17 protein-coding genes are annotated in these 15,898 nt (G+C 48.4%); 15 read left to right on the forward strand and 2 right to left on the reverse strand.

Translation table 11 applies throughout. The features are described from left to right. The first annotated feature begins 112 nt into the window (after positions 1 to 112). The 12 genes from NSQ73_RS31825 to NSQ73_RS31880 all read left to right on the forward strand — a co-directional run bounded on the left by NSQ73_RS31825 (position 113) and on the right by NSQ73_RS31880 (position 10,640). Positions 113 to 331 (forward strand): hypothetical protein, encoded by a 219-nt coding sequence (locus NSQ73_RS31825; protein WP_340990170.1) that lies wholly within the window; start codon positions 113 to 115, stop codon positions 329 to 331. Continuing rightward, entirely contained in the window at positions 328 to 774 is a 447-nt protein-coding gene (locus NSQ73_RS31830; protein ID WP_340990172.1) for a peptidylprolyl isomerase, read from the forward strand. Before NSQ73_RS31825 ends, NSQ73_RS31830 begins: the two co-directional genes overlap by 4 nt. Positions 775 to 895: 121 nt before the next feature. Then, complete coding sequence (locus tag NSQ73_RS31835) at positions 896 to 2,515, forward strand: ABC transporter substrate-binding protein (RefSeq protein WP_171720382.1); 1,620 nt, start codon at positions 896 to 898, stop codon at positions 2,513 to 2,515. A gap of 86 nt (positions 2,516 to 2,601) precedes the next feature. Continuing rightward, the gene (locus tag NSQ73_RS31840; protein ID WP_039300002.1) at positions 2,602 to 3,552 is read left to right on the forward strand and encodes an ABC transporter permease; all 951 of its coding nucleotides are present in this window, start codon (positions 2,602 to 2,604) and stop codon (positions 3,550 to 3,552) included. A 4-nt stretch (positions 3,553 to 3,556) separates the two neighbouring features. After that, entirely contained in the window at positions 3,557 to 4,402 is an 846-nt protein-coding gene (locus tag NSQ73_RS31845; RefSeq protein WP_042210124.1) for an ABC transporter permease, read from the forward strand. Positions 4,403 to 4,416: 14 nt separating this feature from the next. Continuing rightward, a complete protein-coding gene (locus NSQ73_RS31850) occupies positions 4,417 to 5,430 on the forward strand; it encodes an ABC transporter ATP-binding protein (protein ID WP_340990174.1) in 1,014 nt (337 codons plus the stop codon). Continuing rightward, positions 5,423 to 6,340: an ABC transporter ATP-binding protein gene (locus NSQ73_RS31855; protein ID WP_340990176.1), complete on the forward strand. Its 918-nt coding sequence runs from the start codon at positions 5,423 to 5,425 to the stop codon at positions 6,338 to 6,340. Before NSQ73_RS31850 ends, NSQ73_RS31855 begins: the two co-directional genes overlap by 8 nt. A 51-nt stretch (positions 6,341 to 6,391) precedes the next feature. Next, complete coding sequence (locus NSQ73_RS31860) at positions 6,392 to 6,841, forward strand: hypothetical protein (protein ID WP_340990178.1); 450 nt, start codon at positions 6,392 to 6,394, stop codon at positions 6,839 to 6,841. Between the two features lie 87 nt (positions 6,842 to 6,928). Then, a complete protein-coding gene (locus NSQ73_RS31865; protein ID WP_340990180.1) occupies positions 6,929 to 7,078 on the forward strand; it encodes a hypothetical protein in 150 nt (49 codons plus the stop codon). A 442-nt stretch (positions 7,079 to 7,520) separates the two neighbouring features. Then, complete coding sequence (locus NSQ73_RS31870; protein WP_340990181.1) at positions 7,521 to 7,988, forward strand: hypothetical protein; 468 nt, start codon at positions 7,521 to 7,523, stop codon at positions 7,986 to 7,988. 452 nt (positions 7,989 to 8,440) lie between these two features. Then, positions 8,441 to 9,379, forward strand: a complete 939-nt coding sequence (locus NSQ73_RS31875; RefSeq protein ID WP_340990182.1) for a hypothetical protein — start codon at positions 8,441 to 8,443, stop codon at positions 9,377 to 9,379. A gap of 427 nt (positions 9,380 to 9,806) precedes the next feature. Beyond that, a complete protein-coding gene (locus tag NSQ73_RS31880; protein ID WP_340990183.1) occupies positions 9,807 to 10,640 on the forward strand; it encodes an MBL fold metallo-hydrolase in 834 nt (277 codons plus the stop codon). Positions 10,641 to 10,648: 8 nt separating this feature from the next. Here the strand turns inward: NSQ73_RS31880 and NSQ73_RS31885 are convergent, their stop codons facing one another. Then, positions 10,649 to 11,488, reverse strand: a complete 840-nt coding sequence (locus NSQ73_RS31885) for an SDR family oxidoreductase (RefSeq protein WP_340990185.1) — start codon at positions 11,486 to 11,488, stop codon at positions 10,649 to 10,651. Between the two features lie 217 nt (positions 11,489 to 11,705). Here NSQ73_RS31885 and NSQ73_RS31890 point away from each other — a divergent pair, with 217 nt between their 5' ends. From NSQ73_RS31890 to NSQ73_RS31900, 3 genes are all read left to right on the forward strand, one after another. After that, positions 11,706 to 12,734, forward strand: a complete 1,029-nt coding sequence (locus NSQ73_RS31890) for an AI-2E family transporter (protein WP_171720377.1) — start codon at positions 11,706 to 11,708, stop codon at positions 12,732 to 12,734. A gap of 163 nt (positions 12,735 to 12,897) precedes the next feature. After that, positions 12,898 to 13,953, forward strand: a complete 1,056-nt coding sequence (locus tag NSQ73_RS31895; protein WP_340990187.1) for a S66 family peptidase — start codon at positions 12,898 to 12,900, stop codon at positions 13,951 to 13,953. A gap of 257 nt (positions 13,954 to 14,210) precedes the next feature. Beyond that, a complete protein-coding gene (locus tag NSQ73_RS31900; protein ID WP_340990189.1) occupies positions 14,211 to 14,819 on the forward strand; it encodes a hypothetical protein in 609 nt (202 codons plus the stop codon). 109 nt (positions 14,820 to 14,928) lie between these two features. Here the strand turns inward: NSQ73_RS31900 and NSQ73_RS31905 are convergent, their stop codons facing one another. After that, positions 14,929 to 15,819 (reverse strand): diguanylate cyclase domain-containing protein, encoded by an 891-nt coding sequence (locus NSQ73_RS31905; RefSeq protein ID WP_340990190.1) that lies wholly within the window; start codon positions 15,817 to 15,819, stop codon positions 14,929 to 14,931. Between the last annotated feature and the right edge of the window lie 79 nt (positions 15,820 to 15,898).

Consider the following 15,898-nt stretch of genomic DNA (forward strand, 5'->3'; position numbering starts at 1 on the left):
AAAATAGAGACCTGGGAGGAAATATATGGATTGGTGTCTGCCTGAGAGCTGTTGTACAATACCGCATAGACAGGTATAGACATTCTGCAGACTGCAGGACAGGAGTGAGAGGATGGACAAGTCACCGTTAAAAGTACAGCAATTAATCAACCTGCTCCTGGCGATGAATCCGCGCGCTGAGGTTTTTCTACATACTGCGGATGGAGAACTCCGGCCGCTGCTGGACGAGGATGTACAGGAGATCTATGCGCCTGAGCAAGCGGCCAAGACCGTGGCTCATATCGGCGTTCCCGCAGGCACTGCAGCCGGAGAGGCGGAGGAGACCTTATGAAGCTGGCTCGAATAAGACTGGAACATGGACAAGAGATCCGGCTCGAATTATTTGACCAGGAGGCCCCCGGAACCGTAGCCAATTTTGAAAAGCTCGCGAACAGCGGCTTCTACAACGGTCTGACTTTTCAGCGCGTTGTCCGTGGCTTTGTCGCCCAGGGAGGCTGTCCGGAGGGTACTGGCCGGGGCGGCACGGACAAAATCCCCTGTGAAACGAAAGGAAATCCGCATAAGCATGTGCGCGGGGCGTTATCCATGGCCCATTTCGGGCCGGGCACGGGCTCCTGCCAGTTTTTTATCTGCTACGATACTTTTGATTACCTTGACGGCTGGCACACAGTGTTCGGCAGAGTAATAGAGGGAATGGAGCATGTGGATGCTTTGCGGCGCGGGGATGTCATGCAGGAGATCAGCGTATGGGATAACGGCAATCCTCAGGGGTAACAGCGGGCGGTTGTTCAAACTTTCACAGGTGGAAAATTAATACATTGTAATCCCGACTATTCCGATATATAATAACTTTCACAACGAGTGAGATTGCTCATAGACATGGAGGAGAGAGATAATGCGTAAAGGGATATCAGGGGTTGTCATTCTAGTTCTACTAACACTAATGATTAGTGCATGCTCTAATGGAAATAACGCGGCATCGACAAATACGGGTGCCAGCCAGACACCGGCGGAAACGCAGCAGCCTGCTGCCAGCGAACCGAAGGATGGCGGAAGCTTGATTATAGGGGTCGCATCTGATCCGGTTGTACTTAATCCGAACTATGCAGGTGACCGTGTAAGCTTGACGATTGACCAGGCACTGTATGCTCCGCTGTTCCAGGTGAATAACGGGGAGAAGACCTTCTACCTGGCAGAGAGCCTGACACCTTCGGAGGATAATCTTACTTACACACTGAAGCTTAAGGATGGACTTACCTGGCATGATGGAGAGAAGCTGACGGCGGATGATATCGTGTTCACCATCGACAGCATTCTCGACGAGAAGCAGAACAGCTTCCTGAGAGCCAACTTCCTGATCGGCGACCAAGCCATCAAAGCGGTGAAAGTGGATGATCTGACCGTTGAATTCCAGCTTCCGCAGGTCAGCCCGGCTTTTGAAGCGACACTGGTACAGGTATTCCCGATTCCAAAGCATATTTTTGAGAATGAAACCGACATTGAGAAGAGCACCAAGAACGCTGCTCCGGTAGGTTCCGGTCCCTTCAAATTCAAAGAATACAAAGCCGGTGAGTATCTGACACTGGAACGCTTCGATAACTACTTCGGCGGCAAGCCGCATCTGGATTCTGTAACTTACCGGATTGCCAAGGATACCAATGCTGCGAACCTTGCCCTGCAGAACGGCGAGATCAACGTGCAGTATCTGGATCCTAAGGATGTAGCCACCATTCAGGCAACGAACAATTTCGAAATTCTGCCTTATAGTGAAGGCCGTCTGGCTTATCTGATGTTCAATGCGAACAGTGATACCGGCGCCCTCGCCAAAAAAGAAGTCCGTCAAGCCCTGTCCCTGGCCCTCAGCCGCGATGAGCTGATCCAGACAGCGTACACTTCCAGTGAATATGCTGACCCGGCCAAGTCATTCCTGACTCCGGACGCGCTGTATTTCACGAATGAAGTAACTAGTTTTGATAATGATGCCGCTAAGGCTAAGGAATTGCTGGCGTCTGCCGGAGAGAGCAACCTGAAGCTTCGTTACATTGTACAGAGCGGTAACAAGGCACAGGAAGCGATCTCGCTGTATGTGCAGCAGAAGCTGAAGGCTGTCGGCGTGGAAGTGGAACTGCAGAACATGGACTCCTCGGCCTGGGTGCAGAAGTTCATTGATCTGAAATCTACCGACTACGAGCTGGCATTGACCGGTTATATCATGGGATATGATCCCGATGCTTACCGTATCCTGTTCACATCGGGCAGCTCTTCCAACTACTCGCATTATTCGAACAGCGAAGTTGATAAGCTGATGAATGACGGTGCAGGCGAAGCTGATCCGGCAAAACGCGCAGAGATCTACAAGAAAGCGCAGGAGCTTGTCGCTGAAGATGCGCCGATCTACCCGATCGCGTATACTAAAACAGTTGTAGCTGTATCGAAGAACTACGGCGGCATTGATGAAGCTGTATTGAAGCCGGTCGTTATCTTCGAAGACCTGTCCAAGATCTACCAGAAATAATCTGCCCCAAAAAATAAGCACGGCAAAAAAATAAGCTGGGTTCTCCAGCTTATTTTTTGCCTGTCAAGAGCTGGGAGAAGCTGCGTATGAGACAACTCATCGTCCGAAGGTTGCTGCAAACACTGCCGATGCTGTTTTTTGTATCCGTAGTGTGTTTTACAATGATCAAGCTGGCTCCGGGTGATCCGGTGCTGTCTTTCGTCACACCCAATATGCATGCCGATGATATTGAGCGTATCCGCCATAATCTGGGGCTGGATAAGCCCGCCTATATTCAATATTTCATCTGGATCAAGGAAATGGTGCAGGGCAACTTCGGATATTCCCTGATCAATCACCAGCCGGTGCTGGGACAGATCCTCGAACGCCTGCCGGCTACAGCCGGTCTGATGGGCAGCGCTATTGCGCTGGCGGTTATTCTGGCGATTCCGCTAGGCCTCGTGGCCGGTGCGAACCGCAACCGCTGGGTAGACAAGCTGATTAACTTTATTTCCTATGTGGGGATTTCCATTCCATTATTCTGGCTGGCGATCCTGCTGATGTATCTGTTCGCGATCAAGCTGCATCTGCTGCCGAGTATGGGGATGCGCACGATTGGTGTGGAATCGCCGCTGGATGTGCTGAAGCACGGGATCTTGCCCTGCTCGGTGCTGGCCTTCGGTTTCCTGGCAGGATATGTGCGTTATATCCGCTCCAGCACGATTGGACAATTGAAAGAGGAATATGTGCAGATCCAGTATGCTTTTGGCTCGAAGAAATCGACAATCCTGTTCCGTCACGTCCTGAAGCATGTGCTGCTGCCGGTCATTACCCTGCTGGGCATGTCGATGGGGGATCTGGTGGCCGGGGCCATCGTCACCGAGACGGTATTCTCGTGGCCGGGCATCGGGTCGCTGGGGATGACGGCGGTTAAGGGGATGGATTATCCCGTCATTATGGGGATCACCTTATTTTCTTCCTTAATGCTGATCCTCGGTAATATGGTGGCAGATATTCTCTACAGCTTTGTCGATCCGCGAATTAAATTAAAGGGGTGACCTCATGAATCGCAGTAAATGGAAAAATCTACAGTCAGAGCTGTTTACGAACGGTCTGGGTGTCGCTGCTCTTGCTGTATTGGCTATCTTTACGCTGGGGGCCATCTTTGCCTTCCTGTCCGGATATGATCCGAATGCCATGGATGCCATGGCCCGCCTCACCAAGCCCGGCGCCGGACATCTGTTCGGAACCGATGACTATGGACGCGATTATCTGTCCAGAGCGCTATATGGCGGCCGTGTCTCGCTGCTCGTCGGTTTCGCCTCCATGGTCGTGGCTACCTTTGTGGGTGTAATGGTTGGAGTGATCAGCGGATATTTCGGCGGCTGGCTGGATAATCTGCTGATGCGGATGCTGGACATTATCATGTCTATTCCGTCCTTCCTGATTCTGCTGCTGCTCAGCGTGTACCTGAAGCCGAGCATCGGCAACCTGATCATTATTATAGCTCTGTTAATGTGGATGAACGTGGCCCGTGTGGTCCGCGCGGAGACCTTGACGATCAAAGAACGCGAATATGTGCTGTACGCCAAGGCCTCCGGTCAAAGCTCCTTCGGCATGATCTGGCGGCATATCCTTCCGGGACTGGTGCCGGTGATTATCGTCGGCGCAACGAATAATATTGCGTCGGCCATTATGATGGAATCGTCGCTGAGCTTCCTTGGCTTCGGGGTACAGCCGCCGAACGCCACCTGGGGCAGCATGCTGAACAGCGCGCAGGGGTATATTGCAGAGGCGCCTTATCTGGCGCTGTTCCCGGGGCTGATGATCCTGCTGACCGTTCTGAGCTTCAATGTGCTGGGTGATATTTTGCGGGTCGGCTTTGAACCAAAGCTGATCCGGAGATAGGAGAGTGGAACATCATGACTGAACGGCTGCTGACTGTTGAGAATTTGCAGGTTTCATTTGCTACCCGGGACGGCGAGAATCAGGCTGTCCGCGGCGTTAGCTTCCATATAGATGCCGGTGAAACGGTGGGGATTGTCGGGGAATCCGGCAGCGGCAAAAGCGTTACCGCCAAGGCGGTCATGTCCCTGATCACGCCGCCGGGCCGCATGACTGCCGGTAAGCTGGAGTTTCGCGGCGAGAGTCTGAAGGGACTCACGGAGAAGCAGTGGCGGACCCTGCGCGGCAACCGGATTGCGATGGTCTTTCAGGACCCGATGACCTCGCTGAATCCGGTCAAAAGAATAGGCCAGCAATTAACCGAAGTCATCCGCAGACACCGCGGACTGAATAAAGCGGAGGCGTATGCCGAAGCGGCGGAAATCCTCCGCCAGGTCGGCATACGTGATCCGGAGCAGCGCCTGAAGCAGTATCCGCATGAATTCAGCGGAGGCATGCGCCAGCGGGTGATGATCGCGATGGCGCTCTCCTGCCAGCCGGAGCTGCTGATTGCGGATGAGCCGACCACGGCGCTGGATGCGACGATTCAGGCGCAGATTCTGGATCTGTTCAAGGAGCTGAAAGAACGTTCGGATACAGCAGTGGCGCTGATTACCCATGACCTCGGTGTCGTGGCCCAGGTCTGCACGCGGGTCATTGTGATGTATGGCGGACTTGTGATGGAGGAGGGCACGGTGGAGGATATCTTCTATCGTCCCCAGCATCCTTATACACAAGGGCTGCTGCGTTCGATTCCGAAGCGCGGCGGCGGATCGCGGGAGCGGCTGATTCCGATTGAAGGCACACCGCCCGATCTGCTGAATCCGCCGCCCGGCTGTCCGTTTATGGACCGCTGCCCGCATGCTTTTGCCCGCTGCAGTGAACGTCCGCCGGTAGTAGAGCTTGCACCTGGCCACCGCTCGATGTGCTGGCTGGCTGAAGGTGAAGAGCAGCAGGCGGCAGTTACAGTGGGGAGGGATTCCGGTGAGTGAGAGCAAGGTGCTCGTAGATGTGAACAATCTGAAGAAGCATTTCTCCAAGGGCAAGGATATGCGGGGACGTGATACGGCTGTGCTTAAGGCCGTGGACGGTGTCAGCTTCCAGATCCGCCAGGGCGAGACCTTTGGACTGGTGGGTGAATCCGGGAGCGGCAAGTCAACGGTTGGACGCTGTCTGCTCCGTCTGTACGATTACACGGACGGCGAGGTATTCTATGACGGGCAGCCGCTGGGCAGGCTGGGCGAGAAAGGGCTGAAGCCGTTCCGCAGACGGATTCAGTCGATTTTCCAGGACCCGTACTCTTCACTGAACCCCAGCCTGAATGTGCTGGAATTGATCAGTGAGCCGATGAGGATTCATGGACTCTACCCAGGCGAAGAGCGCAAGGAAGCCGTAGCGGAGCTGCTGGAGAAGGTGGGACTCAAAAGAGAGCATCTCTACCGCTTCCCGCATGAGTTCAGCGGCGGGCAACGCCAGCGGATTTCCATCGCCCGGGCGCTGTCGGTCCGGCCCGAGTTCGTCGTCTGCGACGAGCCGATCTCGGCGCTGGATGTCTCTGTGCAGGCCCAGGTCGTCAATATGCTGGAGGATCTGCAGTCCGAATTCGGACTGACCTATCTGTTCATCGCCCATGACCTGTCGATGGTCCGGCATATCTCCGACCGGATTGGCGTGATGTACGGCGGCCGCCTCGTTGAGGTTGCGGAGAGCGATGAGCTGTATGACAATCCGCAGCATCCGTATACCAAGGCGCTGCTGTCTTCCATCCTGGAGACCGACCCGCTGAAGGCCAGCCAGCGAATCCGGCTGGATGCCTACTCGGTAACGCGCGGGGATGAAGAAGCCGCCATACTGCGGGAAGTGAGCCCGGGGCATTATGTGGCTGGTGACTTTACGGACTGAATTCAGGTAAAGGTATGCATTTATATTTATATAAACAAGGGAGGATATACAATGACTGATACGCTGAGTAAGGTGAAGTTATCGCAATGGGACGCCCTGCTGGTGGAATCGCTGCGCTCTCTGGGCTGGTCCGATGAAGAACTGCTGCGGCGGGTTGCCGAAGGCGATCTGCCTGCTGACGAGAGTGAATACGAGTTCGATTACGGGCAGTTGTCCACGCTGGCTGGTGAACAGCCGGAGCTGTTCCGTCAGGCCGTGACCGAAGGCTACCAGATCAAGTACAACACGATCCGCGGCATCCGCAGCTGGATTGCCGTTGCACTCCGCACCCAGCCCAAGCTGGAGCTGGAGGAAGGCCGCGAAGCAGTCGAAGCGGTGTTAACGGAATCACAGAAGCAACGGCTGGAGGATGTATTATCCTTCGGCTGGCAGATTACCGGCGGTGGATCAGCCGCAGATGGCGGCAACGCTACTTACCGGATCGAGCCGATCCAGCGGTAACAGTGGAGCTGAGCAGCAGAAACAAGCTGCTTAATAATGTGTATGTTAAGAATTAGCCCTTCGGCTTTGTGCCGGAGGGCTTTTTGCATGATGAATACAGAAACTGTGGGGCATTTCATAAAAGATACTGGTCTGTCGCTGTTGATCGGGAAACCGGGAAATTTGATTTCAAAGAATATAAAGAGAAGTTTTGATCAAACCGTTTGTGATGGATGGTTGACGCAAACTGTGCATTAGTAGTCAAAGAGACCTCTATATAAAGGGTGAAATTTCTTGATTTGTTTGCAGTAACTTTAATACATTGCCAAATACTAAACTATACATTTAGATTTCGGAATTTATTAACCAAGTTTTTTGGGAATAAAAACATCATTACTGTTCACCATACTTCGGCTACTCTTCGTAAGTGAATTGATCTGCGTCCATGTAGACTACATATTAAAAGGCTTAATGGAAATAATAGATAGAGGAGAATTGGAGATTTAATGCGTAAGGAAATTAATATTATCGTAAACTGATGTTCACATGCATTTTAAAAGGCAGTATAATAAAATTAGGAAAATCACACATTTTATAGTGGATATTTTCCTTTACGGACCTTATCGATTCGTTCAACATCTTAGTGAATATAATGTTTTAAAGAGGAAATAATTGTTGGTATAGAAAGGGTGGGGATAGTATGTTTAAAAAAATATACTTAATAGCTTTTGCAGTGACTATTATTTCAGGAGTGGCATTAATATCCAATTCAAAAGCAGACTACTATCCAGAAATGGTAACCGTAATTAAGACAGATGAAAATCCTGTTAACACTAATTTTTCAACAAATAATAAATCCGTAGAATCAGTAAAAACCGTAGAATCCGTAGAATCAAAAATCGCAAAAGGGTATTATAGTCAATTCTATACACCTCATGGCATGTTCGTGCGAGCAGATGAACAAAATATCTTTAAGGAATCGGAGATAGCAAGAAATATAGATGAAATCGGGCCTAATACGAATCAACTAATTTTTGAAGGCGAGTTTTTTTTAAAAGTAGATGAAGCAGAATTTTCTAAAAATTATCCCAATTCGTTGCTCTTAAATAAAACCTTAAATGATGAAACCCCGACTGATACTGATGTTCCATCAAGTTCATCAAAATAGTAATTTCACTTCATAAAGAAGGAGCCATTGTTTTCGACAATGGCTCCTTCTTGGCCTTCTTGTTTTACTTAATCATTGATTGATTCATATCCACTAGCAGTTGTAACTCCAATATTTTTTATTTCCAAAGCATAAGTACCCGCTTAAACATCGTAAAAACAGAATTTTATTAGGAGATGGAAAGTTATTGTTGCGCAGTACGAAGATTCCGAAAAGTAGACACCTATTGCAAAGGAGTGGAGAAAATGAAAATCAAACACATCGTAGCATAGTGTGAATAAATTTCAATTAAGGAATGTATGGTTTTTTTTGTGGTTAAGAAGAGCCTATTACAAGCATGTTGATTGTGATCTATCATGAACTATAATTGTAGCTGAAGTCATTGCGAGTATTGATAAAGTCATATACCGTGTTGGAGTATTAATTGCTTAATAATACAAGGGGGAATGTAAATGAGGATTTTTTACAAAAAAATAATATTGTTATTATTTGTTTCCATGCTGCTTTCAATCCTAAATTGCTTCAATTATGCTTCTGCTTTGTCTGTAAACGTTGGAATTACTACCGTATTTCAAAAAGATGTAAATACCCGTTTATCGAGTCTTTATAAAAAAGATGCATATACATTAAGTAAGACAGATGCAAAAAATTTAAATTACCTGTTAAATTTAGATCGCAAACTGCTGTTACATGCAATAGCAGAATATGCTTCCAGCTCTAAAGCTTCCGAAAGTAGTGCGATAGATTTTTTTTCGAAATACTTAATGAAAAACTTTATTCTATTCTTAAACGAAACTGAACCTCAAATTCTGTCAACTTCCCCTAAGAGTGAAGCAGCGTATAGGATAATTGTGTCTGTTGCAAATGCTGATCAACTCCCTTTACTTGGTAAAGAAATTGAAGTGAATAAAAACTTTATAGTTAGAAATACGATAATAGATTTGTTTAGAGATAAATACGGAAAAGCTGCTATTGACTCAATCACGAAAATTATACCTACTGAACCAAACGCGGGAGTAAGATCCAAAGCTATCAGTTTAGCTTTTGACCTTGGGGACAAATATACGGACCTCATTCCTTTAATTTGTAAGCCATACATAAAAGTCGGTGGTACGACTGCTAAAAATGTATACATTAATTTATTGTCGATGTTTTCTAACGAACAAAGAAAAACTAACTGGGTCGAATATTTAATTTCTAATTTAGATGATCCATCTGCAGCTAAACTTTGGAAAGACATGCAATTAAACTCATACGATTTTCAGTATTACCAGCTTTTTGACAGATTTAAAAATGATCCGACTGTATTTAAACGCTTAGAGGAAATGGATCCGAAAAACGCGGAAATTTGGAAAAAAGCGCATGACAGCTACAGTGTCTCACCAAGTTGAAAACCTATCATAAAGAAGCGGGCAACGCCTGAGCAGATGGTGCTGCCCGCTTCGTGTGTTGATATACTTTAGGGTTGTTTCTCTCCCTGAATGTCGAAAAACTGTTTTAAATCTATGCTCTTTGTCCCCAAGGTGGTAACTTCCCCGTTAGGCTAATTAAACCCATAATTCGCTTGTCCAACATGGCCCATAAAGTGGGAAAATACGACGCGACTTGTTACTACCGGAAGTTCGCCGTCCTGATTGGTGAATGTTAGAGGTAAAAAGAACAGGCCGCTTGAGGCTTTAGCCGAATTAAACCCAAATAGGAGCAGGTTTCTTTAATGATTTGTAATGTTCCTGCCTTCCGAAACACTAGATGTAGAATAGTCATAGGATAAGAATCGTAAACTATAAAGCGGGTGTATCGACCTTTGGGAGGTATTTGATGTTTAGATGGAAGCGTGGCCCTGTCACTCTGTTCCAAAGTGATCTGTACATGACGAATTCACTTGTTATGGAGACGGACGATTGTGTGCTGGTAACCGATCCCTGCTGGCTGCCCCGTGAGGTGGAGGAAATCCGGCGGTATGTAGACAACATTCTTGGCGCGAGGAAGCTGCTCCTGTTATTCACTCATTCTGATTTCGATCATATTATCGGATATGGGGCCTTCAGGGATGCTGAAGTCATCGCAAGCAGGGCATTCGCGGACAAAAGCGCCGGGGAACGCGAAGATATTCTTGAACAGATCCGGGTATTCGAAGATAGTTATTATCTCAGGAGAGACTATGAAATCACGTATCCGCTGGTGGATCATGAGATGGAAGAGGATGGGCAGACGCTGGTATTCGGGGATTTGAAGCTGACGGGATATGCTGCGCCGGGCCATACGGATGATGGGCTATTTACTATAGTGGAGTCTGCCGGGCTGTTCATTGCCGGAGACTACTTGTCTGACGTGGAGTTCCCCTATATCTACGACAGCAGTCTGGCTTACGAAGCAACGCTCGGCAAGCTGGAGCAGATATTGGCCCGGCACCCGTTCACGCTGCTGGTCCCCGGACACGGGGAGGCAACGGACAGCAGCGTAGAACTGGAGCGGCGCAGGGAAGAGAGCCTGAAGTATATCCACAACATGCGTACGGCTGTAGCTTCAGGCATCCAGGAAACGGTTGATGCTCTGATCGAAGGTTGTGCGTTCCCGCGCAACATGTCCAAATTCCACCGCAGCAATCAGGAGCTGATCGCGAAGGAGCTGGCCGGGGAAGCGGAAGACTGACGCTGCAGTTACATATCCAGCTGGATTTTGCGAATATGAAGGACACCGTCAAGTCCGGTAGGGTCCGTACTGACCTTGCGGGAGACGAATTCTTCAGCCCGTTCAGAGGTGCGCAGGCGCAGCGGCTTGGTCTCCAGCTGGACCAGATCCCACATGACGTCTGCTACGGACTCTGCAGTCTGCGGCTCTACATTCCGTTTCAGGAACGTCCCTGTGTAGGCATCGAGAATCGGCTTGTATTCATCGTCAAGGATGCCGCCGGTGTCTGCTACATGCCCAAGGACAGTCTTATTGAATTCTGTAGCGATGGCACCCGGCTCAAGCAGGGTAATGTCGATATTGAATTGCGGCTTGTAATAGGTAGCCAGACTCTCCAGCAGTCCCTCCAACGCGAACTTGCTGGCGCAGTAGATCTCGTTCATCGGTTGTCCAATGAGCCCGCCGACACTGGACGTAGCCACAATATGGCCGTAGCCGGTCTTGCGCAGCAGGGGCAGTGCAGCCCGGATCGTATGCATAACCCCGTACACATTAGTGTCGAATATGCGCTCGATATCAGTGAACGGAGCCTGTCCAAGTGCCCGGAGATAGCCGAACCCGGCATTGCAGAACAGTACATCCAGCGTACCGTGCTCCTGGTCAATCTGGTCGATAACCCGCTGAATACTGTCCGGCTGTGTAACCTCCAGTTCTACGAACTGCAGATTGTCCACATTGCGGTACAATTCCTGATCGCGCTCCAGATGGCGGGTGCCGGCGTAGACCGTCCAGCCTTCCTGTGCAAACTTCAGCGCGGACGCCAGGCCGATGCCGGATGATGCTCCGGTGATACAGATGATTTTGCCCATAAGGGATACAGCCTCCATTGATTTGGAATTAAATTGCTTCTACCTTCACGATTTCGCACACATTATAGCATAAAGCAGCCGATGTTCTGGCAAGATGACATAAAGTTTGTTTTTTCGCGTATTTTTGACTCTGCCGAAGTTGCTATAATTGTTTTCGTTACGGTACACTATAACTAAAGGTCCTAATCGCCTGCGAATGGAGAGGAACAAGGAAACAATGGATGTATTCAAGCGTTACTTTGCAAATTTAACAGTCCGTCGCTTTTTAATTCTGGCACTGATTGGACTGCTGCTGTACAGTATTAGAGACATGCTGAATCTGGTGCTGCTGACGTTCCTGATTGCTTATGTAATGAACAGCTTTCAGGTGCTTTTGAGCAAAAGAATCGGCAAATATGTCAAGGTGAACAGCAAGGTAATCATTATTATTTTGTACTTAGCTCTCATCACTATGATCGTACTGGCCCTTGTCAAATATCTGCCCAAGGTCTTCTCGCAGATTAAGCAATTAACCGCGTTTCTCGGAACACTAACCTCTGACGACATCCCACAGAACGAGATTATGCAGTATTTATTCAGTATGGTTAAGGAATTGAACTACCAGAGCTATTTGAATCAAGGCATTGAATATGTGTTCAAAATCAGTGACTGGGGAACTACGTTCGTCCTGTCAACGATTCTGAGCCTTGTCTTCATCCTGGAGAAGAACAGAATTGTCAACTTCACCTCCCGCCTGAGAGACAGCAAGATCTCCTGGTTCTATGTAGAGCTTGAGTATTTCGGCAGGAAATTCATAGCCTCCTTCGGTAAAGTCATTGAAGCCCAGATCCTGATTGCGCTGTTCAATACTTTGTTCACGGTTGTCGGGTTATGGATCATGGGCTTCTTTTTCGAACCCTTCCCGTATCTCTTTGCGCTCGCCATTATGATCTTCATGCTCAGCCTGATTCCAGTGGTCGGCTTTGTCATTTCGCTTATTCCGCTATGCATCATCGGCTACAATACCGGCGGACTGGTGATGACGATCTACATACTGGCTATGATTGCCGTGCTGCATGTCATGGAAGGCTACTTCCTCAACCCTAAGCTGATGTCCTCCAAAATGAACCTTCCAATGTTCTACACCTTCATCGTGCTGCTGTTCTCCGAGCATTATATCGGCGTATGGGGACTGATTCTCGGCATTCCGATCTTCGTCTTTTTCCTGGATATTCTGGAGATTAGCCGTGATAAGCCGGGAACCTGAGGGATAAGGATATAAGGTGGAACAACGATGAATACACGATCCATAACGATTAAATAGATAAATGGCATACACAAACATATAAGTGATAATCCAAATAGGTGATATTCAAACTGCTTATGGTTTGGGTATCACTTTTTATTAGGATTAAGGAGGATACGCAAAAATGATCAGATATCCGTCATTAGAAGCAGAAGCAGTTATAGGTGTAACAGCACCCTCATCAGGAGTAGGGGAGGAACTGCGTGAACTGCTCGAGCTAGCCTGCAGCCGGCTGCAGGAACTGGGTTATGGCGTGGTGTGCGGTGCAACGGCGTGGACGCAGGATAAGGCCAAGTCTGCACCGGCAAGCGTGCGTGCGGCTGAATTCAATGCCATGATGGCCGATGACAGCATCGGGCTCATCATCCCGCCTTGGGGCGGCGAACTGCTGATCGAAATCCTGGAGCAGGTAGATTTCGATCACATGAAGGTGAAATGGATTCTCGGCTACTCTGATATCAGTGTGCTGCTGCTGGCTGTTACTCTCCGGACGGGCATCGCCACTGCTCACGGCACCAATTTTATTGATTTACGTGGAAAAGAGACAGACCCGGTGACGGCTATGTGGGAATCCGTGCTGTCTACAGCAAGCGGGGAATCGGTACTTCAGCATTCCTCGCAGCAGTACCAGCTGGAATGGGGAGGCGGGGAGCCTTCCCCCCATGTGTTCAATCTTACCGAAGTCACCAACTGGAAGACTGTAGGTAAGCAGAACGTAACTATGCAGGGCCGGCTCCTCGGCGGCTGCATTGATGTAATCCGGCATCTCATCGGCACGCCGTATGGGGATGTGCGGCATTTCCAGCAGCATTATATCCAGAATGAGCCCATCCTGTGGTACCTGGAGAACTGCGAGCTGTCGGTAACGGATCTCCGCAGATCCCTGCTGCAGATGAAGCTGGCCGGCTGGTTCGACCATTGCAGCGGCCTGATGTTCGGCCGGAGCGCAGCTAACCGTCCTATGGAGAATTACACCGTGGAGGATGTCTATGAGGAGCTGTCCAGCGAGCTGGGGCTGCCGGTCATTTATGACATCGATTGCGGCCATCTGCCGCCGCAGCTTACGCTGGTGAACGGGGCTTTTGCGGAGGTGGAGGTCCGAGTAGAGGCGGAAGAGGCTGGAGGAATGGAAGAGGGCCAAAAGGGCAGGGGTACGGTTAGGCAGTATTTTCGCGTGTAAATGATAAAGAGTGTAGATTAGGTCATGCATCGTTTGATATTCAAAAGAAAATGGATAATTATATACTTATGAGTAAAAACCACACCTTCAGTTGACCGTTGAAGATGTGGTTTTTTTAAGTATGTACGAGCCGGATTCAATTCTAGAGGGCCTGCCCTAGTTTAGGGCAAAGTTGTTTATAAACAGGCTACGATGTTACAACGTTTGATGTAAACCAAGTTAACTCACGCTATTAAATTAACTTAGGAGGTTCAAAAATGAAGAGTAAATTACAAATAATAGCTATTTTTGGTTCATGTATAATTGCCTCATCTATTTTAGGATTTGTAATAGGTCCGGATTTATTTGGACACAGCTCATCTAATATAAATGGAAATGAGTATGCAGCTACAGGTTCAGATACAGATTCGTTAGCAGAAGCGTTGTATGGTGTGCAAGTTATTGTAAAAGGAACTGTAAACAAAGTTCTACCGGTTGAAATGAGGGATGCTGGTATTGTTGGGAAAGGCAGCTTCCAATATGAGGTTACACCAGCAACCATTAGTGTTACCCAAGTAGTTTACGGGGAGGTTCCTGAAAGTAAAGAAATCACTTATCTTCAACACGGGGTTGAAGATAAAAAAACATCCAGTGTGGAGTTCGTTCATGAAGGAGATCAGGTCTTGCTTATGCTAACGAAGACACCGGACGGGAAGTATTGGTCCTACAACTTTGATGATGGAATCTGGAAATTGAATAATGGGAAGATGCAATCGAAGACACATGATGTACAACTTAAAAAGCTTGTAAATACTAATTATGAAACATTTAGTTCAAGTGTAAGGAAAGAGGCTAAACAGCAAATGAAACCCAAAGACATAGAATAAGCTATTAGGCGAGAAAGTAGTCAGTCCATAAGTACGGCATGCTGGGTGCTCAGAATGATAGGTAGCTACTTGTCCGGCGAGCTTATTTATGCCATAGCAATGAAGAATTCTACACACTATACGAATCAATAATAAAAGAGTTCATCCCATTCCGGCGTGCCCGCTCAAGAGTCTCTATGGAAGCCTCGATGATAACACGGATATCTGTGCTTTTGCCGAACGGTCCGGCCAGACCGCCGATATAACAGCTCATGGGCTTCGGGCAGCCGATAGCGGGGAAGTCAAAGCTTAGCATAGCATCGATGATACATTGAGCAGCCAGGCTGGCTGCATCCTTGTTCGCTTTGGCAAAGACAATAAATTCATCCCCGTGCGCGCGGCCTATAGTAGCATGACTCAATTGTTTGTGGATGTTGTCTTCAATCAATTGATAGCAGGCGATAATGACTTTATCCCCTACGTCGAAGCCGTAATCGTCATTCACCTGTTTGAAATGGCTGATGTCAAAGCGTATAACCGAGTGGATATCTTCATACGTACACCGGGCAATAATACTGGCTACATTTTCAAGGAACATTTCCATGTTGGGGATGTTCTTTTTGATTTCATGCACATCTGCCAGCGCTATAGTTTGCAGGTCAATGGTCTTATTCATTTCGAAGCCTTCCTTTTCAATGAGGTTTATGAGCCGGTCTATGGCCATTTTCTTGTGAATTTGTTCATTTAATGCCGACGAAATTTCAATCCGTTTGCGTACCAGCTGGCGGATGAGAATCACGCTGTCAACCGGTCCGCCTAAGATCTCCTTAATTTCACCCAGGGTGAAGTTAAGACTCTTCAGAACCATAATCCAATTCAAAGAATGGGACTGCCCTGACGTATAGGACCGGTAACCAGTCGTGGAATCAACGGCAGCAGGATGAAGCAGACCAATCTCATCGTAATGGCGGAGCATTTTGGTGGTAACTTTATTCAGTTCTGCGAATTCCCCAATTTTCAATGCAGAGCCATCCTCTCACAAGTTAATCCGGCCGGAATTTCTTATACTAACCATAAACCTTACCCTAACAGGAAGGTCA

Origin of the sequence: Paenibacillus sp. FSL R10-2736, from assembly GCF_038000245.1 — a bacterium.
Lineage (GTDB): Bacteria > Bacillota > Bacilli > Paenibacillales > Paenibacillaceae > Paenibacillus_AQ > Paenibacillus_AQ phytohabitans.